21 protein-coding genes are annotated in these 23,393 nt (G+C 53.9%); 8 read left to right on the top strand and 13 right to left on the bottom strand.

Going from position 1 to position 23,393, the window contains the following annotated elements:
• The first annotated feature begins 13 nt into the window (after window positions 1–13).
• From BLU11_RS12060 to BLU11_RS12070, 3 genes are all read left to right on the top strand, one after another.
• Entirely contained in the window at window positions 14–886 is an 873-nt protein-coding gene (locus BLU11_RS12060) for a hypothetical protein (protein WP_090273660.1), read from the top strand.
• A 98-nt stretch (window positions 887–984) separates the two neighbouring features.
• Window positions 985–2,481, top strand: coding sequence for an acetyl-CoA hydrolase/transferase family protein (locus BLU11_RS12065; RefSeq protein WP_090273662.1), 1,497 nt, complete (start codon window positions 985–987; stop codon window positions 2,479–2,481).
• Window positions 2,482–2,667: 186 nt separating this feature from the next.
• The gene (locus BLU11_RS12070; protein WP_090273664.1) at window positions 2,668–3,144 is read left to right on the top strand and encodes a hypothetical protein; all 477 of its coding nucleotides are present in this window, start codon (window positions 2,668–2,670) and stop codon (window positions 3,142–3,144) included.
• A 60-nt stretch (window positions 3,145–3,204) separates the two neighbouring features.
• Here BLU11_RS12070 and hldE read toward each other — a convergent pair whose 3' ends face one another.
• Complete coding sequence (gene hldE, locus BLU11_RS12075; protein WP_090273667.1) at window positions 3,205–4,647, bottom strand: bifunctional D-glycero-beta-D-manno-heptose-7-phosphate kinase/D-glycero-beta-D-manno-heptose 1-phosphate adenylyltransferase HldE; 1,443 nt, start codon at window positions 4,645–4,647, stop codon at window positions 3,205–3,207.
• Window positions 4,648–4,698: 51 nt separating this feature from the next.
• Window positions 4,699–6,483 (bottom strand): lipid A export permease/ATP-binding protein MsbA, encoded by a 1,785-nt coding sequence (msbA, locus tag BLU11_RS12080; protein WP_090273669.1) that lies wholly within the window; start codon window positions 6,481–6,483, stop codon window positions 4,699–4,701.
• Window positions 6,484–6,650: 167 nt separating this feature from the next.
• Between msbA and BLU11_RS12085 the strand changes: the two genes are divergently transcribed.
• The gene (locus BLU11_RS12085; protein ID WP_157718673.1) at window positions 6,651–7,247 is read left to right on the top strand and encodes a lipopolysaccharide kinase InaA family protein; all 597 of its coding nucleotides are present in this window, start codon (window positions 6,651–6,653) and stop codon (window positions 7,245–7,247) included.
• 71 nt (window positions 7,248–7,318) lie between these two features.
• On the opposite strand, the gene BLU11_RS12090 is transcribed toward BLU11_RS12085, so the two are convergent.
• The 6 genes from BLU11_RS12090 to rfbB form a co-directional block, all read right to left on the bottom strand.
• Window positions 7,319–8,871, bottom strand: a protein-coding gene (locus BLU11_RS12090) for an IS3 family transposase (protein WP_407920211.1) whose coding sequence is annotated in 2 segments (ribosomal slippage) — window positions 7,319–8,418 and window positions 8,418–8,871 — 1,554 coding nt in all. Because the reading frame shifts where the segments join, the coding sequence is not laid out codon by codon here.
• Window positions 8,872–9,002: 131 nt separating this feature from the next.
• A complete protein-coding gene (locus BLU11_RS12095; protein WP_090273672.1) occupies window positions 9,003–10,112 on the bottom strand; it encodes a hypothetical protein in 1,110 nt (369 codons plus the stop codon).
• 7 nt (window positions 10,113–10,119) lie between these two features.
• The gene (rffA, locus tag BLU11_RS12100) at window positions 10,120–11,250 is read right to left on the bottom strand and encodes a dTDP-4-amino-4,6-dideoxygalactose transaminase (RefSeq protein WP_090273675.1); all 1,131 of its coding nucleotides are present in this window, start codon (window positions 11,248–11,250) and stop codon (window positions 10,120–10,122) included.
• The gene (locus tag BLU11_RS12105) at window positions 11,247–11,810 is read right to left on the bottom strand and encodes an acyltransferase (protein WP_090273677.1); all 564 of its coding nucleotides are present in this window, start codon (window positions 11,808–11,810) and stop codon (window positions 11,247–11,249) included. The genes rffA and BLU11_RS12105 overlap by 4 nt, the downstream gene beginning before the upstream one ends.
• A 1-nt stretch (window position 11,811) precedes the next feature.
• Window positions 11,812–12,693, bottom strand: coding sequence for a glucose-1-phosphate thymidylyltransferase RfbA (rfbA, locus tag BLU11_RS12110; protein WP_090273679.1), 882 nt, complete (start codon window positions 12,691–12,693; stop codon window positions 11,812–11,814).
• A 54-nt stretch (window positions 12,694–12,747) separates the two neighbouring features.
• Window positions 12,748–13,893 carry a dTDP-glucose 4,6-dehydratase gene (gene rfbB, locus BLU11_RS12115; protein WP_090276438.1) on the bottom strand — a complete coding sequence of 382 codons (1,146 nt, stop codon included), beginning with the start codon at window positions 13,891–13,893 and terminating at the stop codon, window positions 12,748–12,750.
• Window positions 13,894–14,489: 596 nt separating this feature from the next.
• On the opposite strand from rfbB, the gene BLU11_RS12125 reads away from it, so the two are divergent.
• From BLU11_RS12125 to BLU11_RS12140, 4 genes are read left to right on the top strand one after another with little or no spacing between them, the layout of a single operon-like run.
• Complete coding sequence (locus tag BLU11_RS12125; protein ID WP_090273681.1) at window positions 14,490–15,539, top strand: N-acetylneuraminate synthase family protein; 1,050 nt, start codon at window positions 14,490–14,492, stop codon at window positions 15,537–15,539.
• Window positions 15,532–16,677: a UDP-N-acetylglucosamine 2-epimerase gene (neuC, locus tag BLU11_RS12130; RefSeq protein ID WP_090273683.1), complete on the top strand. Its 1,146-nt coding sequence runs from the start codon at window positions 15,532–15,534 to the stop codon at window positions 16,675–16,677. Before BLU11_RS12125 ends, neuC begins: the two co-directional genes overlap by 8 nt.
• A complete protein-coding gene (locus BLU11_RS12135; protein WP_090273684.1) occupies window positions 16,664–17,365 on the top strand; it encodes an acylneuraminate cytidylyltransferase family protein in 702 nt (233 codons plus the stop codon). The genes neuC and BLU11_RS12135 overlap by 14 nt, the downstream gene beginning before the upstream one ends.
• Window positions 17,362–18,375, top strand: coding sequence for a polysialyltransferase family glycosyltransferase (locus tag BLU11_RS12140; RefSeq protein WP_090273686.1), 1,014 nt, complete (start codon window positions 17,362–17,364; stop codon window positions 18,373–18,375). Before BLU11_RS12135 ends, BLU11_RS12140 begins: the two co-directional genes overlap by 4 nt.
• A 21-nt stretch (window positions 18,376–18,396) precedes the next feature.
• Here BLU11_RS12140 and BLU11_RS12145 read toward each other — a convergent pair whose 3' ends face one another.
• The 5 genes from BLU11_RS12145 to BLU11_RS12165 all read right to left on the bottom strand — a co-directional run bounded on the left by BLU11_RS12145 (window position 18,397) and on the right by BLU11_RS12165 (window position 23,381).
• Window positions 18,397–19,104, bottom strand: coding sequence for a hypothetical protein (locus BLU11_RS12145; RefSeq protein ID WP_090273688.1), 708 nt, complete (start codon window positions 19,102–19,104; stop codon window positions 18,397–18,399).
• A gap of 182 nt (window positions 19,105–19,286) precedes the next feature.
• Window positions 19,287–20,708, bottom strand: coding sequence for a lipopolysaccharide kinase InaA family protein (locus tag BLU11_RS12150; RefSeq protein ID WP_090273690.1), 1,422 nt, complete (start codon window positions 20,706–20,708; stop codon window positions 19,287–19,289).
• Entirely contained in the window at window positions 20,705–21,451 is a 747-nt protein-coding gene (locus BLU11_RS12155) for a lipopolysaccharide kinase InaA family protein (protein ID WP_090273693.1), read from the bottom strand. Before BLU11_RS12155 ends, BLU11_RS12150 begins: the two co-directional genes overlap by 4 nt.
• The gene (gene rfaP / locus BLU11_RS12160; protein WP_090273695.1) at window positions 21,448–22,263 is read right to left on the bottom strand and encodes a lipopolysaccharide core heptose(I) kinase RfaP; all 816 of its coding nucleotides are present in this window, start codon (window positions 22,261–22,263) and stop codon (window positions 21,448–21,450) included. Before rfaP ends, BLU11_RS12155 begins: the two co-directional genes overlap by 4 nt.
• Window positions 22,260–23,381, bottom strand: coding sequence for a glycosyltransferase family 4 protein (locus BLU11_RS12165; RefSeq protein WP_090273697.1), 1,122 nt, complete (start codon window positions 23,379–23,381; stop codon window positions 22,260–22,262). The genes rfaP and BLU11_RS12165 overlap by 4 nt, the downstream gene beginning before the upstream one ends.
• Window positions 23,382–23,393: the final 12 nt, after the last annotated feature.

Genomic DNA, 23,393 nt, shown 5'->3' on the forward strand with positions numbered 1-23,393 from the left:
GCAAGGGGGCATCATGGTTACCATCATTGCCCGCCACGATCCCGTGGCTTTCAAGACCCAGGCCATACACATCCAGGCCAGTCCTGAAGTATTGCGCTATACACCTGTCGGCAACCCGCTGAGTTTCGAGCAGATGCTCGAGCTGCGCCGGCCGGTGCAGGTGGACGATTCTGACTCTTTCGAGTTGACCGCAGCTAACCTGGGCGTCTCCGCCGATATCACCTTCCGCTGGCAGCAACGTGACTTCCGTCTGCTGGTCAGACAACAGCGCCCCGATCGTGGCGATGATGTACTGAAGCTGCTGTCCGGTTACGTACCCGCTCACGAGCTGCGCCTGCCGCTGCTGACGCTGATGACCGAACTCGCCGAAGAACTCCTGCTGGAAACCGACCAGGGTTGGCTTCCCGGTCGCTATCAGGATATCTGGCTACCGACGCCCTATGCCGACACATTGCTACCCGACCGCAACCGCTGGTATAGCCTCAGCCCTCATCAGGGCGCGGCAAGGGCCGTGCTGTGCCGGGAACTGAATCTGCTCGAACGCCCGCGTGCCTATGTACATTTGCCGACCAACTCATTGCAACTGGTCTACCATATGCACCTCAGCGTACCCCGCTGCGCCGACCTCAACGCCTTGCATGCCGACGAATCGCTGGATCCACAGAGCGGGCAGCTGCAAGCTCAGCTGGATCATCAGCAACCGGACCTGTATCTGGCCGAACTCATCGACGGCACGGCCAGCGGCCGAGTGTTTACTCTGGTTAAAGGCGAACTGATCGAGCAGCACCATCCTCATCTCATGCTCAGCGAAGCCTTTGCACCGCAGACTGGCTGGGTGGTGTCAGACTCCCACTGCGCCTGGCCGAATGGCCTTGGGCTGTCATGAATAAACTTTCCACTCCTTAGACCTTGGTCGGATCGCAATGATGGCCCGCTGTTCCCTAGACTGCCGGCTGTCCGTAATCACCCACTGGTATCAAATCCATGTATAAAAGTCGTATTCGCATGACTGCGCTGCATGACAAGATCATGAGCGCGGCAGACGCTGCATTATTGATTGAAGATGGTATGACCGTCGGCATGAGCGGTTTCACCCGTGCCGGTGAAGCCAAGGCAGTGCCACAGGCACTGGTCGAGCGCGCCCGTGAACAGCCGCTGAAAATCAGCCTGCTGACCGGAGCCAGCCTGGGCAATGATCTGGACAAACACTTGACCGAGGCCGGCGTACTGGCTCGCCGGATGCCCTTCCAGGTGGACGCAACCCTGCGCAAGGCGATCAACCAGGGCAACGTCATGTTCATTGATCAGCACCTGTCCGACACCGTCGAGCAGATGCGCAACCACCAACTGAAAATGCCCGATATCGCCGTTATCGAAGCAGTCGCCATCACCGAGGAAGGTCACATAGTACCGACCACCTCGGTCGGCAACTCCGCCAGCTTCGCCATCTTCGCCAAGCAGGTCGTGGTCGAGATCAACCTGGCGCACAACCCGAATCTGGAAGGTCTGCACGACATCTTCATCCCGACTTACCGGCCTACCCGCACACCGATTCCCCTGGTCAGCGCCGATCAGCGCATCGGCAGCACGGCGATCCCGATCGACCCAGCCAAGATCGCCGCGATTGTCATTACCGACCAGCCCGATTCCTATTCCACGGTTACCCCGCCGGATGAGGAAACCCAAGGCATTGCCAATCACCTGATCGGCTTCTTCGAGAAGGAAGTCGAAGCCGGCCGACTGCCGAAGAACCTGGGGCCGTTGCAAGCGGGTATCGGCAGCATCGCCAACGCGGTCATCTGCGGCTTTGTCGACTCCTCATTTGAAGACCTGGTGATGTACTCCGAAGTACTCCAGGACTGCACCTTCGAACTGATCGACGCCGGCAAGATGAAATTTGCCTCCGGCTGCTCCATCACCCTGTCCGGTCGTTGCAACGAGCGCGTGTTCGGCAACCTCGAAAAGTACAAGGACAAGCTGATCATGCGCCCGCAGGAAATGTCCAACCACCCGGAAATTGTCCGGCGCCTGGGCATCATCGGCATCAATACCGCTCTGGAGTTCGATATCTACGGCAACGTCAACTCGACTCACGTCGGCGGTACCAAGATGATGAACGGCATCGGCGGCTCCGGCGACTTCGCGCGCAACGCCAACCTCGCGATTTTCGTCACCAAGTCGATTGCCAAGGGCGGCGCCATCTCCAGCGTCGTGCCCATGGTCAGCCATGTGGACCACACCGAGCATGACGTGGATATCCTGGTTACCGAGCAGGGTCTGGCGGATCTGCGTGGTCTGGCGCCCCGTGAGCGTGCCCGTCAGGTAATCGACAATTGCGTGCATCCAGACTACCGCGAAGCATTGAACGACTACTTCGACCGCGCCTGCGACAAGGGCGGCCACACCCCGCACCTGCTGCGCGAAGCCGTCGAATGGCACCTTAACCTGGAAGAGTTCGGCCACATGCGTGCCGCTGGCTGATCCATCCGCCTGACCACCCTGCTCCGCAGCTTCCATCACCGCTGCGGAGCAGGGTTTTATATGTCTTGCGTCACAAAACCCTCTCCTACTCGCGCCCTCTGCGCAATACTGTGAACTGGCGCACCTCCCTCGCTGACCGCCCTTGCTACCCTGCATGCTGAATCCATCAACTGCCCGGGGCTCATCATGGACGCCAGCGAAACCCGAGACAGATCCAATCGTCGTCTGTCAGTCTTCAGTATCATCATCGTCTTTTCAGCAACGATGAGCATCAGCCTGCCCTCCCATGCCAGCGATCGCAGCGTCGAACGGCAAACCGTATTCAGCGACCACAACTATACGCCCAGACGCAGCGTCAACAGCATGCGCTCAGTGATGGCCGAAAAGGAACGAGACGGGCCAGTCAAGGCTCCGAAGATTGAAAGAAAAACGGAAAAAGTGAAGTGGCTCGACGCCCGAGGTACGGAAACCGAGTACCGCATGTATTACCAACATGACGGCATCACGCTGGACTTTGCCAGCGTCTGCAGCAATCACCGCAGCGGCTCAATCACTTATCGCAACTGCCGCAAAGCCGCCAGACAATGGTTCGGTACCAAGTGCAATGGCGGAAGTAGCGCAGGAAAGATGTATTGCCATGCGCGGAATGCGTTCAGGCCATAAGCTGGTGCGCGTCAGCAGAACCGAACGCTGACGCCACACCCGACTAAACTCAGCTACACCTCAAACAGAGCCTGCATCCGCACCCTGCTCACGAATCTTTTCAACAATGGCCGTAGTCGAGCAACTATCGACGAATTTCAATACCTTCACTTCACCACCGTAGGCCTGCACTATGGACGCGCCCACCACCTGATCGATACCGTAGTCTCCGCCCTTGACCAGCACGTCCGGCCGCAGCTGCTCCAATAGTACTTCCGGAGTGTCCTCGGGGAAACTGACCACCCAATCCACAGCACCCAGCCCGGCCAGCACTGTCATGCGCCGCTCAACCGCATTGATCGGCCGCCCTGGGCCTTTCAGACGGGTCACGGAAGCATCATCATTGATCGCCACGATCAACCGATCACCCTGACTGCGCGCCTCCTCCAGATAACCGACATGGCCAGCATGAACAATATCAAAACAGCCATTGGTAAAGACGATACGTTCCCCATGGGCACGGGCATCTTCCACAGCCACGATCAGCTGCTCAGCCGACAGCACGCCGAGCCCCGCACCCTGTTCATGCTGCACAGCACGGCGCAATTCAGGGGCACTGATGGCAGCGGTACCCAATTTTCCGATAACAATCCCGGCAGCCAGATTGGCCAGACCCACGGCATTGGGCAGCGATTCGCCAGCCGCCAGTGCGGTAGCCAGAGTGGAAATCACCGTGTCACCGGCACCGGTCACATCGAACACTTCCCGCGCACGGGCCGGCAGATGCATCTCTACCTCACCCCGTCGCAGCAACGTCATGCCCTGCTCGCTGCGGGTCACCAGCAGCGCTTCCAGATCCAGTTCTTCGATCAGTGCCATACCCCTGTCGACGAGTTCCTGCTCGGTGGAGCAGACACCCACCACCGCCTCGAACTCAGCCAGGTTAGGAGTGATCAGGGTCGCACCACGGTAAATCGAAAAATCCTTGCCTTTGGGATCAGCCAATACCGGCAGATTATGCTCCCGGGCCAAGCTGATCAGCGCTTGATGGTTGACCAACGCACCCTTGCCGTAATCGGAGAGAATAACCACCTTGACCTGATCCAACAGCCCCTTGACTCTTTCGAGCACGGCAGCACCATCGGTCTCAAAGGGTTGCTCAAAATCGAGACGCAGCAATTGCTGGTGCCGGCTCATCACACGCAGCTTGGTAATCGTCGGCTGTTCTGGATGCGCCTGAAACGCACAATAGACCCCAGCCGCATTCAAACGCTGCTGCAAGCTGTCGGCTGCCTCGTCGGCGCCGGTCACGCCCACCAGCCAGGCAGGGGCACCCAGCGCTGCAATATTCAGCGCCACGTTACCGGCGCCACCGGGACGATCCTCCATCTGATCAACCTTGACCACCGGCACCGGCGCTTCCGGCGAAATACGATGAGTGGGGCCGTGCCAGTAGCGGTCCAGCATCACATCACCCACTACCAGAACCGGCGCGGAGTCAAAACGGGGCATGGTCAGTTTCATTGCATCACTCATTTATATTGGTTCCGATCCTTTGGTCTGGGTAATTACGTCTCAGACAACAGGCTTTTCATCCTGAAACTGCATGCTGTGCAACCGCGCGTAGTAGCCATTCTGTGCGATCAGTTCGGCGTGGCTGCCTCGCTCGACGATCTGACCCTTGTCCATCACCATGATGATGTCGGCCTTTTCAATGGTCGACAGACGATGAGCAATCACCAAAGCGGTACGTCCTTCCATGACACGATCCAACGCAGCCTGAATATGCCGTTCAGACTCAGTGTCCAGCGCCGACGTCGCCTCATCCAGAATCAGAATAGGCGCATCGCGCAACAGGGCGCGGGCGATGGCCAGGCGCTGACGCTGGCCACCGGAAAGCAGCACGCCGTTTTCACCCACCAGCGTATCGAAGCCCTGGGGTAACTCCTCGATGAACTCGCGCGCATAGGCCGCCTCAGCTGCCTCGATGATGGCCTCGCGCGGCGCACCGGCCAGATCACCATAGGCGATATTGTTAGCCACCGTATCGTTGAACAGAGTGACATGCTGAGTCACCAGCGCGATGTGCCGTCGCAGATTGCGCAGACGGTACTGCTCCACCTCAACGCCATCAAGCAGGATCTCGCCCTCGTCATGACTGTAGAAACGGGGAATGAGATTGGCAAGCGTCGACTTACCACTGCCCGAGCGCCCAACCAATGCCACCATCTGCCCCGGCTCGACGGCAAAATTGATGTCCTGCAACACCACCTTGTCCGTCTCGGGATAATGGAAGGACAGATTCTTCACCTCGATACGGCCGCTGATGCGGTCGCGCTCTATGCTGCCAGTATCCTTCTCGGGCTCTTCGTCCAACTGCTCGAAGATACTCTCTGCCGCGGCGATACCCTTCTGGATATTGGCACTGACTTCGGACAGCTGACGGATAGGTTTGGGCAGCATACCCGCCGCGGTAATATAGGCCACCAGGTCACCCGCCGTGGCATCCCCACGTAGGAACAGCACCAGGAACATCACACCAGCCATGGCACCGTAGGTCACCAACTGCAGCGTGGGGGTAAATACCGCTCCGGTACGCACCATCTTCAACCCACGCAAGCGGTTGTTCTCACTAGCCTTTTCGAACCTATCGCTTTCATAAGTCTCGCCGCCGAAGCTGCGTACCACACGATACCCGGTGATGGTTTCGGAAGTGACGTGGGTCACGTCGCCCATGGCAGTCTGGATCTTCTTGCTCTGCTTGCGGAATTTCTTGCTGGTGCTGTTGACCAGTAGGCCAATCAGAGGCAGAACCGCAATCAGGACCAGGGTCAGCTTCCAGTTCATCCATAACAGATAACCAAACAGGAATAGCACGGTCATGCCTTCCCGAAACACCACCTTGATCGCATCGGTGGCTGCCCCCGTCACCATGGTCACGTTGAAGGTCACCCGTGAGACCAAGTGGCCTGAATTATTGTTGTCGAAATAACGGTTGGGCAGGGTCAACAGATTGTCGAACAGCGCGGTCCGCAGGTCGTGGACCACTCCCAGGGACACCCGGGCAATGTAATAATTACCCAGAAAGGAGCCTATCCCCTGATACACCGCGATCAGTATGATGAACAGCGGAAAACCCCAGATCAGGGGGACACCGAGGAACTGCGCGCTAGCCCCTTCAGTCAGACCATCAACAAAATACTTCAGCATCCCGGCCATGGCCGGCTGGCTGGATGCAAAAATCATGAAACCAAAAATACTGACCGCAAAAGGCAGCCAGTAAGGTTTGACATAGCCAAGCAGACGCCCGTAGATACGAATACTCGAGCGGGCAAAACTTTCTTTCTGTGAATCCGACATAAGCTCTTCGCGAAATGGAATCAGGCCGGGAGTTTATCACAGCGCATCCGCCTATAACCCTAGCGTCACCACAGCAAGCAAAGGCCTCTGCCTGCCCAGAGCTATCACTGCACATGAAGCAAAATTGCAGTTACGGTAAACTACCGTTTTGTTTCAGGGTCGTGTCAATGCAGCCACTCAGTAGGGAGCAATACGATATCTGGCGCACAGGCGCGCAGGTACTGGAAAAAGATGCCCACGGCGAAAAGGTCCTGCGCCTGGCCGACGGCACCTTTCTCAAACTGTTCCGACGCAAAAGCTGGTTCTCCAAGACTGCATTCCACCCACCGGCCAAGCGTTTTGCAGAAAACGCGGCAGAGCTGCAGCGCCTCGGCATCCCCTGCCCGCACGTCATCCAGCTTTACCAGATGAGCGAGCCATACCGCTCCGTCGTACATTACGAGCCATTGGCAGGCGAAACGCTTCGGCAACTGATGAGCAACGACACCAGCCTCGACCAGCTTGAGCTCTTTGCCCGTCTGGCTGAATTCATCACCAAGCTGCATGACTTGGGGGTGTATTTCCGCTCGCTGCATATGGGCAATATCGTTCTGACACCCGACAACGAACTGGGCTTGATCGATATCTCGGACATGCGCTGCTTGGGCCGCCCCTTGTCCCGACGAATGCGGGATAGGAATTATCGACATTTGCTGCGCTATGAGAGTGACTGGAAGCGAGTGAACCCATATGTGGAGACCCTATTCATGTTCAACAAGAGGTGAACTGACCCTGTCCCAGCCTCACTTCATAAAGTTCTCAGGTTCGGTAGTTGTCAACAATGATGTCCGGTAACTCATGCGGCACGTCTTTCCTTTTCTAATAACTCCTCATGCAGATTGTCCGGGTTAAGCCAGACACTATCGATAGGTGTCCAGTTGCGTGTCGGGCGAGTTCTCCAGCGAGCCGGATTGGCCTGTTTCGCGGCTTCATAGACAGCAGTACGGCTGACCAGGATATCCCGGTCAAGGCCGACATGACGCTGCTCCGGCGTAACGAAGCGGATACCACTATGACGGTGCTCGGTGTTATACCAGCTCACGAAGCGCTGCACCCAGACACGGGCCTGGTCGATGTCCGCGAAGCGCTTAGCAGGATAGGCTGGACTGTATTTCAAGGTCTTGAACATCGCTTCAGAATACGGATTGTCATTGCTCACCGATGGACGGCTGAACGAGGGCACCACACCCAGTTTTTGCAGTGTTGCCAGCATGGTGGCCCCTTTCATCGGGCTGCCATTGTCCGAATGCAGCACCAGCTGATCGCGGCGTATGCCATGACGTAGGCAGGCCTTGCTGATCAGAGTCGAGGCATGTGCTGAAGCCTCATTGTGGTGGATCTCCCAACCTACGATCATACGGCTGAAGATATCCATCACCAGATACAGACGGTAGAACTCTCCCTTCACAGCGGTCGGCAGGAACGTGATATCCCATGACCAAAGCTGGTTCGGTGCCGTAGCCACCCAGGCTTGCGGCTTTTCCAGGGTGCGTGGTGCGGCAGTCCGTCCACGGCGATGCGCCTGTTCATGCTCTCGCAGAACCCGGTAGAAGCTGGACTCACTGGCAATGTAGATGCCGTGGTCAGCCAACCGAGGAACAATCTGGCTGGGAGGCAAGCTCTGATGTTCCGCGCTATTACACACAGCGAGAATCTGCTCCTTCTCCTGTGCGGTCAGGGCATGGGCGCTGCCCTTTCGGACAGCTCCTTTGCGCTGATCTAGCAGTGTCTCGCTGCGTTGCCAGCGGCGCAGCGTACGATCGGTCAGGCCGAGCACCCCACAGGCCAAGTGCTTGCGTGCACCTGCTTCTACCGCTTCGTCAATCAAGGCAATGGCCATCTGTTTCATCGGCTCGGAGATCAATCGTCCTCGCTGGTGCCCCAGATGGCCTGGGCTTTTTTTGACAGGGTCAGCAAGGCAGCCACCTCCGCCAGGGCACGCTCCTTGCGCAGCAGTTCTTTTTCAAGCTTACGGCTCTTCTTGCGCTCTGCTGTCAGCTGCGCCTTGTCAGCCGGATGGCCGCCAGCATCCATACCCTCGAAGGCCTCCTTCCAGGCCTCCAGCTGCTCTGGGTACAGACCATGCTCACGACAATAGGTCGAGCGTTCGGCCTCATTCATGGAGGCGGTCTGGATGACCGCTGCCAGCTTGGCACGGGCATCCCAACGATCCGGGCTGGACGGTTTGGCTGGCACAACAAATCCTCTGGTCTGAAACTGCTTTTTCCAAGCATACAGCGTTGGCTCCGAAACACCGATCTCTCGGCTCAGATGGGCAACACTCTGATTATAGGGCGGCATCATCTTTCTGACGGTCTGCTCTTTGAATTCCGGGTTGTAACTGGGCACTGAATAAATCCGTCCGCCCCTCAAGTATCAATGGTAAACGAGCGGACATCTATTGTGACTGAGGGGGGGTTGCCCCGCCTCACCTAATCAGTGTTCAACCTTGCACAAGACGCCGGGATGAAAACATCCCATTAAGAATACAACGACGAAAGAACGGATAGGGACCTGTCCTCCTCAGCACACACATTTTTTGCACTATCAAGCGGATCAAAACCAACCCCGTCAAAGAAACTCTCATCAATTTCTTTTATTCGATCATAAACATAAAGATTAATACCATAACACTCTTCTAAAAATAAATGATTCGGGGAATTTCTTCGAACCGCAATTCGACCTCTACCCCATTTGGCGAAAAGTCTGGCAGTGCTCGCGCCACCACGGTCCTGAAGAATAAGGTGGGTACATGAAGCCAGCATTGCGTTATACATCTGCGGTGGCATTGGAGCCAAGTATGTTATATTAAACAAGCCGCGCCCTATAACTTTTTGATATGCTCTAAATACCTCGACAAGAAGCCTGCGCCTTGGATTAATGAAACAAAATAACTGAATATCGGGTGAACGTTGTTGGAAAACAGGATTTTTCAAAAACTTAAACAGCTTCTTCCACGAAAACCCCTTCGTTTCCACAAGCACTCGCGCACCGCCAGCACCATATTCAAGGTTCTCACAGAAGACTCTGCGCATCATTTCAGAATAACAATGAGGAAGCACGTCGAAAATTATACTAGCATCAAAAAACTCAATATCGTTCCTATCAGAAATCTCACGTATTTTTTCGTGAAAATAAGCTTTCGGCGCAATAAAAAACTTAACCTGCTCAATAACAGAAATACAATCACCTGAAATATCCAATTTCAAGTCTTCTACCAGCCGACCATTAACAGCATGGTTCTTTTTCCAGCGATCGACCTCATCGTCCGTAATAAAAATATAAATTTTTTCAAGAAATTCATCACTAGCGCTAATCAGACGCCTGACAACTGGAGAGTTCCATTTAGTCAAAGACATGAATGTCAAGCTTTTCGCCTTAGACAAGCTTTCAATTTCCACATCCGCATAATTGAAGTAGGAAACACCAGTTAACCTGGGTGAGTTTACTGGTTGCCTACCACTTTTCAATACAATTGACACAACTTTCTCAGCTGGCAAGCCAAGCTTTGAAATCAGCGCATCTCCAAAAAGGTAGAAGAAGCGGTCACGATCGCCAATGAAAAAGACATGTTTTCCTTCAAAGTCCATCAAACTGTTATCCATAGAATGATAAAACGGCGTCAACAATATACTTGAGCTCACACTGTGCTATGTTAAAAAACATCGGCAGTCTCACCAACCGCTCACTTTCGTTGGTAGTAAAGCGATCCTCGTCGTGAAACCGCCCGAATGACCTTCCGGCTTTTGCTGAGTGTAGCGGCACATAATGAAATGCCCCAAGAATGTCCCGGCTTTTGAGGTGTTCAAGCAAAGCAGTACGCTCGCTCAGACCGGACGTTTTCAGATAGAACATGTGAGCGTTGTGCTTGCAATCTACAGGAATTGTGGCAAGGGTAACACGCCCTTCTAGCACCAGCGGCTGCAGTTGTTGCCAGTAATACTGCCAACTATTCAGTCTCGTTTCGTTGATCTCGGTTGAGTGCTCCAGCTGGGCCCACAGGTATGCTGCCTGCAGTTCACTGGGTAGATAGCTGCTGCCTATATCAACCCATTGGTACTTGTCTACCATCCCTCGGAAGAACTGGTTCCGGTTAGTTCCCTTCTCTCGTATTATCTCTGCACGCTCTGTAAACTGTTCATCGTTGATAATCAGCAAGCCGCCTTCACCGCCACTGGTGTAATTCTTAGTTTCATGAAAACTGAACGCCCCCAAATGACCAATCGTTCCCAGAGCGCGGCCTTTGTAGGTGCTCACCATCCCTTGGGCAGCATCTTCAATTACGTAGAGGTTGTGGCGCTCGGCAATGGCCATAATACTGTCCATCTCACAGGCGACACCCGCATAGTGAACAGGTACGATAGCTCGCGTTTTGGGGGTAATCGCAGCCTCGATCCGATTTTCGTCAATATTCATGGTATCTGGTCGAATATCGACAAACACGATCTTTGCACCACGTAACACGAAGGCATTTGCCGTGCTCACGAAAGTGTAGCTCGGCATGATGATCTCATCGCCGGGCTGTGTGCCGATCAATACTGCAGCCAGTTCCAATGCCGCGGTGCACGACGGGGTCAGGAAAGTTTTTCTGGCTGGCAGATTGGCCTCGAACCAGTCCTGGCATTTCTTACCGAAAGGGCCATCGCCAGACAGTTTATTACTTATCAGCGCCTGCTTGATATATTGCTCTTCTGCACCTGTAACAGGGGGCTTGTTAAACGGGATCATGCTTGCTGCTCTTTAAGAAATTGTGCTTCGAGTTCCAACAAATCCTGTTTTCGGTCTTTGATTCTGCGCATAGGACTGCCTGCGTAAATACCCCACGGCTCGGTGCTTTTACTAATCAGCGTCATAGCACCGACTGAACATCCTTCCCGAACCGTCACCCCCGGGAAGATGATCGACCCAGCACCAACGATTACTTGTCTTTCCAGAATGACTTCGGCCAGATATTCGTTTTTAAACTTCTTTGGAATCAGAGAGTTCGCCATCGCAGCGCCGCTGTAATCATCAGACTGAGCAAAAACCTTGACCCCGTAAGCTAAGGTGCAGAAGTCCGCAAGCTTTACACCTGGAGAACCACCAGCAACCAGGCACATCGGAGTAATATGACAATATCTCCCAATCGATACCTTCCCTGACAGAATACAGAAGTCGTCGATCCGCGAATGGTCACCTAAGACGATGGTTCCAGGATTATAGATACTCGCTTTATCGCTAACTTTTACGTTTTCACCTACAGCTTTGAACCCCACCGCCTGTAGCTGCTCTTTGGTTAAATAAGCCATCCTACCCCTCCGCCCTAACCAAAGCGCTCAAATATTCACCGTAGTTATTCTTTTGGAGCTGTTTGGCCTGCTGTTCAAGTTGCTGTCTAGTCAACCAACCACTGTTATAACCAATCTCTTCAAGACAAGCGATTTTATAACCTTGACGCTTTTCAATGGTTGCCACAAATTGCGCAGCCTCAAGCAAGCTTTCATGGGTGCCAGTATCCAGCCAGGCAAATCCTCTCCCTAATAGGTTGACGTTTAACTCACCTTTTTCCAAATACGCTCGGTTTACGTCTGTAATTTCCAGCTCACCACGAGCTGATGGTTGAACAGCTTTGGCAATATCGACCACCTTACTGTCGTAAAAATACAAACCGGTTACCGCAAAGTGTGATTTTGGTTTAGAGGGCTTTTCTTCGATAGAGATAGCTTTCTGAGCACTATCGAACTCCACTACGCCGAAACGTTCCGGGTCTTTAACCTGGTACCCGAACACTGTTGCCCCGCCCAGCTCTTCAACTTGATTCACAGCCTCGTGGAGTTTGGGAGTAAACCCCTGCCCGTAAAAGAGGTTGTCGCCCAGTACCAGACAAACGCTGTCATTACCGATGAACTCTTCTCCAATGATAAAAGCCTGAGCGAGACCATCCGGGCTTGGCTGAACCTTGTAGCTAAGATTGATACCAAATTGTTCACCGTTGCCAAGCGCACGTTGGAAGCCAGACTGATCTTCTGGGGTGGTTATGATGAGAATATCGCGGATGCCTGCCAGCATGAGTACGGACAGCGGGTAGTAGATCATGGGCTTGTCGTACACCGGCAGGAGTTGTTTTGAGATGCCGAGTGTTATGGGGTACAGGCGGGTTCCGGAGCCGCCCGCAAGTATTATTCCTTTCACTTTTACTTCCTTGGCCTAGTTCGGCTGAAGTTGATTTGGTTGCGAGGAGGCTGTCTACGCAGGGACAGCTCCCCTCTCATCGTTGGGGCCCTTCGGAGAATCTGGCTTTGACACTCCGAGGCGTTCGCGTTGGTAGCTGCCGTCTTGTACTCGTTGGCACCAGTCGCGGTTAGCCAAGTACCACAACACAGTTTTTTGGATGCCAGACTCGAAAGTTTCTTCGGGCACCCAGCCCAACTCCCGTTGGATCTTGCTTGCATCGATGGCATAGCGGCGATCATGGCCGGGCCGATCCTGGACGAAAATGATTTGATCGCGATAAGAACTATCCTTGGGCAACAGGTGTTGAAGGATATCGCAGATGGTCTGCACTACCACGATGTTCTGTTTCTCATTGTGGCCACCGATATTGTAGGTTTCACCCGTTTTGCCTTCCGTAAGAACTTTGTACAGCGCCCTTGCATGGTCATCAACGTAGAGCCAATCGCGAATCTGGTCGCCCTCGCCGTAAACGGGTAGGGGTTTGCCCTCGATGGCATTGAGAATCACCAGTGGTATGAGCTTTTCCGGGAAATGGTACGGACCATAGTTATTGCTGCAGTTGGTGATCAAAACCGGCAGGCCGTAAGTCCTTTGCCAAGCGCGGACCAGGTGATCCGAACTGGCTTTGCTCGCTGAATATGGGCTGCTGGGAGCATAGGGAGTTTGCTCTGTGAACAGGAAGGGCTCCTCCCCCTCCCTCCCTCCCTCTACAAAAGCACCGAGATGTGTGGGATAGGGCAGATCCCCATACACCTCGTCTGTGCTGATGTGGTGGAAACGGAATCGGACTCTCTCTGCAGGCGCAAGCGTCTGCCAATACTGGCGGGTCGATTCCAGCAATGTGTAGGTACCCACGATATTTGTCTGGATGAAGTCAGCAGGACCATCGATAGAGCGATCTACATGGCTTTCGGCTGCGAGATGCATAATGGCGTCGGGTTGGTGTTTGGCCAATACATGGTCTACTTCCGCACGGTCACAGATGTCCACCTGCTCGAAACTGTAACGCTCGCTGGCGCTTACCTCGGCCAGGCTTTCCAGATTGCCGGCGTAGGTAAGCTTGTCGAGGTTAATTACTTCATTATCAGTGTTGTTTATGATGTGGCGAATTACGGCGGAGCCTATGAAGCCGGCACCGCCGGTTATTAGTAGTTTCATTGAGTTTTTCTCAAACATGATCTGCCGTACGTTTGAACACGCCTTGTTGACGAGGCCGTCTAAAAACCAAGATAGCGAGTATTTTCTCTTATAGAATCAAAACGTTCATGCAAGAACACGATTAAAGATGGCCACTCGTCATAGGTGAAAGCATATCCACCTGGACGCCCTCCTGCAACGGCTCCGTCTGTGTCGAACAAAGCGGCCACCCCACCACCAGCGACATCGGGGCGTTCACCCATACGGAGATCGTAGCCAGAGAAAATGGGGTCACAATGCGTGATTCGGCAACCTCGTGAAGAGGCGGGTTTTGTATTGGACTGGCTGTACGTGCCGACCCGGCTGCCGACGCAGCGGTGCAGCGCCATCGACGAGCTACTGCCCCACCATTGCAAGCCAGCTACGCCTAGCGTGATGGCCGGACACTTACCAATATTGCCCGGGATACCCGACCTGACTACAATGTGCAGACTAGCTTCGCTACAGGCGTGAGCACAGAATCACAGGCTCCTTCCGCAGGCCTAGCGCGAGATCTCTTCGTGCCACGGTAAACTTTAGCAAGAGCACTCTAAACACCACCCAGTGATAGGCCCATCATGAATCAACCTTTCATCGAAATAGCAGGAAGAAAAATCGGCAACGACTTTCCTCCGCTTGTTATAGCGGAAATTGGAATAAACCATGAAGGAAGCCTTCAGACTGCATTCGACATGGTGGATGCAGCTCATGCAGCCGGTATAGAAGTAGTAAAACATCAGACACACGTCGTGGATGATGAGATGTCCGGAGCAGCGAAAAAGGTTATTCCAGGTAACGCAAATGTCTCCATATTTGAAATCATGGAACGCTGCGCCCTATCGGAAAGCGACGAGATTAAGCTCAAGGAGTACGTTGAAGCAAAAGGCATGATCTTCATCAGCACCCCTTTTTCTCGGGCAGCAGCAAACCGCCTGGCTAAAATGGATGTGCCAGCTTTCAAGATCGGCTCGGGCGAGTGCAACAACTATCCGCTACTGAAGCACATTGCTGGTTTTGGAAAACCCGTCATTCTGAGTACCGGGATGAATGATATTGAAAGTATCCGCAAGGCCGTCGATATTTTTTCCCAGGCGGGCGTCCCACTTGCCCTGCTCCACACCACAAATCTCTACCCAACCCCACCGGAACTGGTTCGCCTGGGTGCGTTAGAAGAAATGATGCGCGAGTTCCCTGAGGTGGTTATGGGGCTATCGGATCACACCATTTCCAACCATGCGTGTTTTGCAGCCGTCGCTCTGGGCGCATCAATTCTGGAGCGGCATTTCACCGACAGAATGGATCGTCCAGGTCCGGACATAATCAACTCCATGGATCCCGGCGCCGCGTCAGAACTGATCGAAGGCTCCGAGCTGATATGGAAAATGCGAGGCGGTAGCAAAAAGGCAGCTCCAGAAGAAGCAGTCACAATAGACTTTGCCTTCGCGAGTGTCGTAAGCATCAAGGATATTGAGAAAGGCCAGGTCTTTACCGAAGAAAACATCTGGGTCAAGCGGCCCGGCACCGGAAAAATTCTCGCCGAACACTATGAGTCCCTTATCGGAAAAAAAGCCAGCAGGACGCTCGCGGCAGATGAGCAGTTGAGCTGGGACGATATCGTAAATGACTAAGAGAATATTATTTATCTCTGGCACCCGGGCTGACTTTGGAAAGATAAAGCCCCTGATAAAATCTGTTCAAGATTCCGATGCTTTTAAGTATGGGGTTTTTGTCACCGGCATGCATTTGATGTCAAGATACGGACTAACTGTAAACGAAATCAAAAAGTCCGGGTTTGACCAGATCCATACCTATATAAATCAGATACCGGGAGAGGATATGGAATCCATCCTGGCTAACACTATAACCGGGCTGAGTCGCTATCTACATGAGCATCAGTATGATCTGATTGTAGTGCACGGCGATAGAGTCGAAGCCCTGGCGGGCGCAACCGTGGGCGCTCTCAGAAATATTCTTGTCGCTCACATCGAGGGTGGGGAAGTCTCTGGGACAATTGACGAACTGATGCGACATGCAATTACCAAGATGTCACATATACATTTCGTAGGGAGCGATACGGCACGAAAAAGGCTAGTACAGCTGGGTGAGAATCCCACCAGCATTTTCACCATCGGATCCCCGGATATCGACGTCATGCTCTCGGACAGCCTGCCCGATATAAATGATGCCAAAAAACGATATGACATCCAGTTTGACAACTTTTCGATCGCCATGCTGCACCCGGTTACGACATTACCTGAACTACAAGCCCAACACGCCAATATCTTTGTCGATAGCCTGATCAAGAGCGATTTGAACTATATCGTTATCTACCCAAACAATGATGCGGGATCAGAAAATATTCTACAGGCGTATAAAAGACTGGAAGGGAGGGCGAACTTCAGGGTTTTCCCCTCATTACGCTTCGAGTACTTTCTAGCTTTGCTGAAAAAATCAAAATTCATAATTGGAAATTCAAGCGCCGGAATTCACGAAGCCCCGGTGTACTCAGTACCAACAGTTAACGTCGGCGAGAGGCAACACAACCGCATCAAACACTCCAGTGTTTATAATGTGGACTTTAAAGAAGTGGATATTCTGGAGGCAATTTCGAGCCTGCCTGCCACCAAGAATTCCCCTCCACTATTCCATTATGGCAATGGCGACAGCGCAGCCAAGTTTATGGAAGCGCTCGGAGATGATGGGCTTTGGACTAGGTCCCGGCAGAAATACTTTCAAGACATTGAGTTCGACAATGATAAACGGTAAACGAATCCTGGCGCTTATCACCGCGCGGGGCGGCTCCAAAGGTATCCCAAACAAGAACATTAAACCCTTGAATTCCAAGCCCTTGCTCGCCTGGACAATTGAGGCGGCAAAAAAGTCCAAATATGTCGACAGGCTTGTCATATCTACAGACAGCCCCGAAATTGCGGATGTGGCCCGTTCTTTTGGTTGCGAAGTACCTTTTGTCAGGCCAGCCAGCCTGGCCCAAGACAATACGTCGAGTATGGACGTGATAGCTCATGCGCTCGATAACCTAGAGGAGAGCTTTGATTACCTCTTGCTGTTGCAACCAACATCCCCGTTTCGTACGACCTACCAGATAGACGAATGCACCTTTCAAGCAGTGACTAATGCTACGCCCATACTCGTTTCCGTCTCGGAATGTCACTCTCATCCAAGCTTTGTTTACACTCTGGAGGGGAGTAAGCTCCAGCCCGAATCAGGAAAAGTTTCGAAGCAGCTTAGGCGACAAGACCTACCCGCGACCTATGAGCATAACGGATCACTATACGTAGCGGATATCAACTATTTGAGATTGCACGAAAGTTTCAACACCCCCGACACTGAGGCTTATATAATTAACGGCTACACCGCTATTGATATCGACACCCCGGATGACTGGACAATGGCTGAACTTATTGCTTTGGGACTGGAAAGACAGAACGCATGAGTACGGTATCAGTATACTTTGTCAAAACAGAGCTGGAATTACTTTCCTCGGAAATAATATCTCAGTCTTTTGAGCTCGAAAGCTACAATATACTGGCGTATCAGTCATCAGTTTCTCATAAGCCGGCCAAGCCGATCTTTGACGTAGCGATTCCGTTCACCAGCGCTAGCGCTAAAAGCTACTTTTCCACGCACAAGTCAATACAGAATAGCTTAATCCAGATAGCAGAACGCATAAAATCCTATTCAACAAAACCAACGCAAATAAAAATCCATCTGCCGCGCATATCCACCTCGAAGTCCAACTTTTCCATCAACTACTTTAGCAAGATGTTTCCTTTCTCTGAAGTAATGATATGTATAATTCCCCATGGATTGATTAGCATAGACATCATCCCCCTCCCCCTTAAAAAGCGGCTGAAATTTCTCAAAAGAACCTGGGGGATAAACTCAATACTTTTCCCGAAACTGAGGTATTACTCGCCAAAGACTGATCTGATCGGAATATTAGATAAGAAGGTAAGGTATATTTACACATTCAAAGGAATGGAAAGCAATTACCCAAGCGACAAAGTACGCTTGTTGGAGGTGCCGGTCGGCGGGGCGCGCAACGATGGCAAAAAAGTAGCCGTAGTAGTAGGTCAGCCATTGCTCAAAGACGGATTTGCCACTGAAGAATCGGTTGAGCTAATCACGAAAGAGATCCATAGCTGGATTAAAGAAAACCACTTTGAGGCTGTATTTTACAGCAAGCATCCCCGGTCGTCAGATTACCTGGATTTTTATTGCGATGACTACGTCATCCTGGAGCAGAATGGTGCGATTGAACCTCTGCTTTGTGAAATACAGCCATACGCTATCATTTCCTGTTACAGCACAGCCCTAGCAATTGGCAAGTCGCTTCTCGGGAATAACGTGAGGTGTGTCTCCATCGGTTTGGATCATACTAATACGGACAAAAAAAGCGAGCTACGAGCGCATTTCCAGAAAGCCGATATAGAATACTGGTAAACAGCTGCGCTCGGACATTACTTACTTCGCTAACAGGGTTTGGTCACTTAGCCCTAGCTCTACAAAACAGTGGTCAAACAGCTTGCAAGCATCGTCTACTGAAAAATTATTGTCCCGTATACCTTTTACAAAAAATGCGTTGTCTTTCAAGGCATTCCGGTCTACCGAGCCCACTGGTACCACCCCAACCGTCATATTCTCTAGACCATTTTGCTTACAAATATGATTTAGTATCGTCATCCGATGATGGCCGTCAATATAATTAAATATTCGCCCGTATTCAGGGTGGGCCAGATAATAGCCTCTAATGGCTCCGCCTTTCTTTGGTTTGTATCCGTTCTTCCGGATGGATTCGTACACATCGAAAAACCCGTTAATTTTTTTCCGAGCGCGGGCTTCCAGATCATGGCTATCCTTCTGAGAGCGATCTTTACCAGGGATAACCGCCCATGGCATCACCCACCATTCTGGGATACGCGTCAACCCTTCGGGAAGAGCACTGAAGTTATCGGTCAACTTCCGGTCTCGGCAGACCATTATTTGAAAATAGCTTGTGCTCCTCCAATCGAACCCCTCTCGGCCATACTCATCATATTTTCTTAATAGTTCGGCATGTGGCAATTCGGTGCTGCGAGCCAGATTCTTACCAATCATTCTGCTTAGCGGGAACTGTTCAGAAGCCGCGCATGTCCGGTAGTTATAATAAGCCCTTTTTAATCCCTTCAACACGAATCGCCTCCTTTAGTCTCAGCCCCCACGAGGGCTGCGATCAGCTTGTCATCGAAAATAATTCTACACCGATGCGCGTCTCGGCGCCTTGTATGGTATGGGGCGGTTGCCGGGACTGTAGGTACTGGTACCGCGTGCGCCGCCCCGATGGAGCAATAATCCGAGGGCTAGCGGGGCAGCCGCTACCGCGGGAGCCTGTCGTCCAGCCACATCGCCAATTTGCTGTCGGCAGGCCAATTACGCACAAAGCGCACGCGGTCCTTGGCCCAAGCCTTAGGCCATTTCGCATCGTTTCCATGCGCCTGCATCGCATCCAGATCAATCAACACTACCCGCCCGTCATACCACAACAGATTAGTCGCTTTGAAATCACCATGACTGATTCGCGCCTCAGCCAGCTGCTTGAAGGTGCGCAGCATTGCATCGGCCGTCTGCTTAACAGGAATGGCGTCACCCGCCTCTCCCAGATGCTCGAGGAGGTTCTGTCCTGGGCAGTACTCGGTAATCAGCCAGGCCTCTCGACGCAACAGTCCGATCCGCCGCTCTATCATGGCCAGCGGCTGCGGAGTGGCGATGCCGAGAAAGCTCAGGCGCCAGCCGGCCAGCCAGGAGTGCCATGCGCGACTGGGGCGCCAGAAGCGTTTCAGCCAATGCCCGAGACCCTTGATGTTGTAGCGTTTGATGACGACGTCACGACCGCCGATGGTGGCGCGGGTGACCGTGCTGCTGCCGCCGTCCTTTAGCAGTGGTATGCCTGTGAAGACGCTGTCGGGGTCGGCAAGTAGCGGTGCCAGGGCTTCCTGTTCGGAGCGCAATACTACGCTGTAACGCTGAAAGGTTTTGGTGACGGCGAATTGGCTGCAGTCGCGTAGTGTTTTGCTCAGAAAATCGTCCAACCGCCGCTGGCGCTCTGCCCGAATGGCTGCATTCAATTGCTCTCTATCTAACTCCGGCAGCGGATTAATGACCAGATAACTCTGCAGCAGGGAGTCGATTTGTTTATCCCATTGCGGCTCAAGCTGGGCGAAGAACAGCGCCAGGTTGGTTTTCACAGCACTCTGGCGTAACGGCTTTCCGGGGTCGGTCACCTCAATGGCGTCGCCATCAATTACATAGATCTGCTGCTCGTGCTGCAGAAAGTTGCCGAGATGCAGGTCAGTTTGCGCCAGCCCCTGTTTGTGCATGGCAGCAATGGCCTGCAATGCCTCCTCAAGGATGGCAGTGGCGGCTGGGCTGCCCAGTCCTGTATCCGCGAGCTGATCCCAGCATTGTTGCAGGCTCTGCGAGCCTGCCAGGAATTCAGTAAGCAGATAGTAGCCCCCACCGGGCAGGTCGCCGCTGGCCAGCAGGTCCGGGGTGGGCTGGCCGGCACGCTGTAATGCTTGAATGCCGGCGCTTTCCCGTTGCCAATGGCGTTCGGCCCCTGTGGCGATGAACAGTTTGGCCAGCACTCGCTGGTCCTGCCACTCACCCTGCCCGACCAATCGTTTGCCCGGCAGCACACGCAGCCATTGCTGAATGGTCAGCGGTTCGCCGTCAAGCTGTACGCTCAGTGGCGCCGGAGGATGACGGCCGGCATCACGCAGTCTGGCTGTGGTGCTCATTCGCGCCCCTCGAAAAATGCCAATACGGCTCTGATGCGTTTTTTATCGGCTGCTGTCAGACGCTGACGTTGCGTATACGCCAGATAAAATCGCAATCGATCCACACGCCGCAGGTGATATTTGCCCAACTTGTCGAGACAGGCCAGGTCTTTGACGATGCGGTAATGCAGCAGCGGGCCCGGCCATTTTCTGCCAGCGGGGCAATCGATGAAATAAACCTGTGGGGATGCCGCGCGGTCGACCAGGATGTTGCGCCACTTGAGATCATTATGGGCAAATCCATGCTCATGCATGATCCGCGTGCCGCGCGCCACCTGGGCGATGACTGCATCAAGCCAACTCCGATCGCGCAGGCGCAGACCCTTGTGCTTGGCCAGGTGCGCCAGGTCATCGGTGTCGTCGATGCCCAATGTGATCAGCGCGCCCCGACCAAAGCCCAGGCCGGAGCGCTCCATGCCATAAGCCACTACCGGTACTGTCGGGATGCCCCAGCGCTGGAATTTGAGCAGGTTTTCCCACTCGGCGCGTATCCGCGGACGGCCGATGAACCGACGCAGGTTCTTTCCTGCTTCGACATAACGCTTGATGTAATAGCAGCGTCCGTCCATGCAGAACCGGTGCACTTCACTGATGTCGTCAGTGGTGATGCTCTCCCCTTGCAAGGCAAATACGCTGGGTAGATCAGCAAACAGCTGTCCCGCTTCCCCGTCCGCAAAGGCGGGGTTGAGTACCCAGGTCTTCATTGCGGCTTGCCGGGTGCATATTTACGCTCGAAGCGCGTCTGCAGCCGTGCCGCCTTGCGCTCCAGCATGCTCAGCAGGACCGCCTCTTCTGCCAGGATCTGGCGCAAGGGGCGCTGGAAATAGGTGCGCAGGAAGCGCAGTTTGTCGCGCTCGGTGAGGCCGATATTCAGTGCCGAGAAATACAGCCCCGCCAGATCCTTGTCGCGCCAGCGGCGTGGAACAGCAGGTCGAATCTGCGCGCGGTGCAGATCGATCAGTGACAGTTTCAGGTTGTCCGCGGTCGGCTCGCTGTCGGTATGCAGCAGGAAATGGCAGATGTAACAATCGCGGTGATTGACGCCGGCACGGTGCATACGCCCGGTCATGTCTGCCACTCTGTGGATCAGCGCGTGCTTCAGCGCCGGCTCCGGCGGGTGACTCGGCCAGTTGTGGCTGAGGTCTTCCAGGCTGATGGTTGGAGCGAGCTCCTCGGTAATGATGAAGGAATGCCGGTTGGCAGGATTGCCACCACGCTCACCAAAGGCGACGGCGGTCATGGTTGGCACGCCGGCCTCGGTCAACGCCGCGATGGCTTCCCATTCCTGATCAGCGCCGAGCACCGGCTTTTTCAAGGTGGACCAGTTCTTGAGTATCTCAGCCCAGCCCACTCCGCGGTGGATCTTGACGAAGTAGCCCCGCCCGTCCACTTCAGTGCGCAGGGTACGCCGCGCTTCAAGTTCCCGGAATACTTCGCCCTGGAGCTTCTCTACCTCGACAAAGGCGTCCCGACCAGCCCACAAGGTCTTGAAAGGCTCCTTCAGCACCAGCGTCACGCCAACTCTCCCAGAATCACATCGGCCGCCCGTTCCGGCATGCTGTAGAGGTCAGCATGCTCGGCGTAATCCAATGCATTTTCCTGCCATTCCCGGCGTGTTTCCGGATCATCCAGAATGCGCGCCAGCCATTCATTCAAGGTCTTCTGTTCAAAAGGATGCGGCACCACCAGGCCGCAATCGGCCTCTTCAATGTAGTGGGCGTAGCCGCACGCTTCGGTCGTCAGCACCGGCAAGCCGGCGACCAGCGCTTCGAGCAGGACGGTACCGGTATTTTCATTGTAGGCAGGATGGATCAGCAGATCGGCGCCCAGCAAAAAGCGCGGCACGTCATCGCGTCCTGCCAGTATCTGTACCCGGTCCGACAGGTTCAGAGTGCGAATCTGGCGCTGGAAGGGTGCCGGGTTATCCGCGCCGATCACGATCAACCGGGTACGCTGACGCAGCGCCGTCGGCAGCGCAGCAACGGCTTCCAGGGTCCGATCCAGCCCCTTGGTCTTGAAGCCGGAACCGATCTGTACCAGCAGTAATTCATCGTCGGTCAGGTTGAATTCTTTCCGCAGGTCGGCACGAATCTCGGCGGCATTGGCCGGTGCACGGCGATCAGTGGTGATGCCTGGCGGCAGCAGGTGAAAACGTTCGATCGGGGTGCGGTAATGCTGCATGAACAGCGGCAGCTGTACTTCAGAGATCATCAAAATCTCGGTGCGCCCTTCCGGCGCAAACACGGCACGTTCAGCGCTTGAGAAGTGTCGATAGCGTGGGCCGAACTGGTAGAGCCAGTTGCGCTGATTCTGCGCCTTGTCTTCATAACAGCCGTCGGCGGCATAGTAGACATCCAGGCCCGGCATTTTGTTGAAACCCACTACGCGGTCAACCGGATCACGGGCCAGATCAGCCCGCACCCATTTGGAAAATTTCTCGTTGCGGCTATGGTTCGACAAGGCCTTGACTGGCACCAGCCGTATATCCCACCCGCTCGGCCGCTCCCCCTCCCACTCCATGACATAGACACGCACAGCATGCCCACGCTGCTCGCAGACCCGCGCAATGCGCAGAAAATCCCGCTGCAGACCACCGAAGGGAAAATATTTGTAGAGCAGAAAGGCCAGTTGCATCAGGACTCTCAT

The sequence above is a fragment of the Halopseudomonas litoralis genome, from assembly GCF_900105005.1.
GTDB classification, from domain to species: Bacteria; Pseudomonadota; Gammaproteobacteria; order Pseudomonadales; family Pseudomonadaceae; genus Halopseudomonas; species Halopseudomonas litoralis.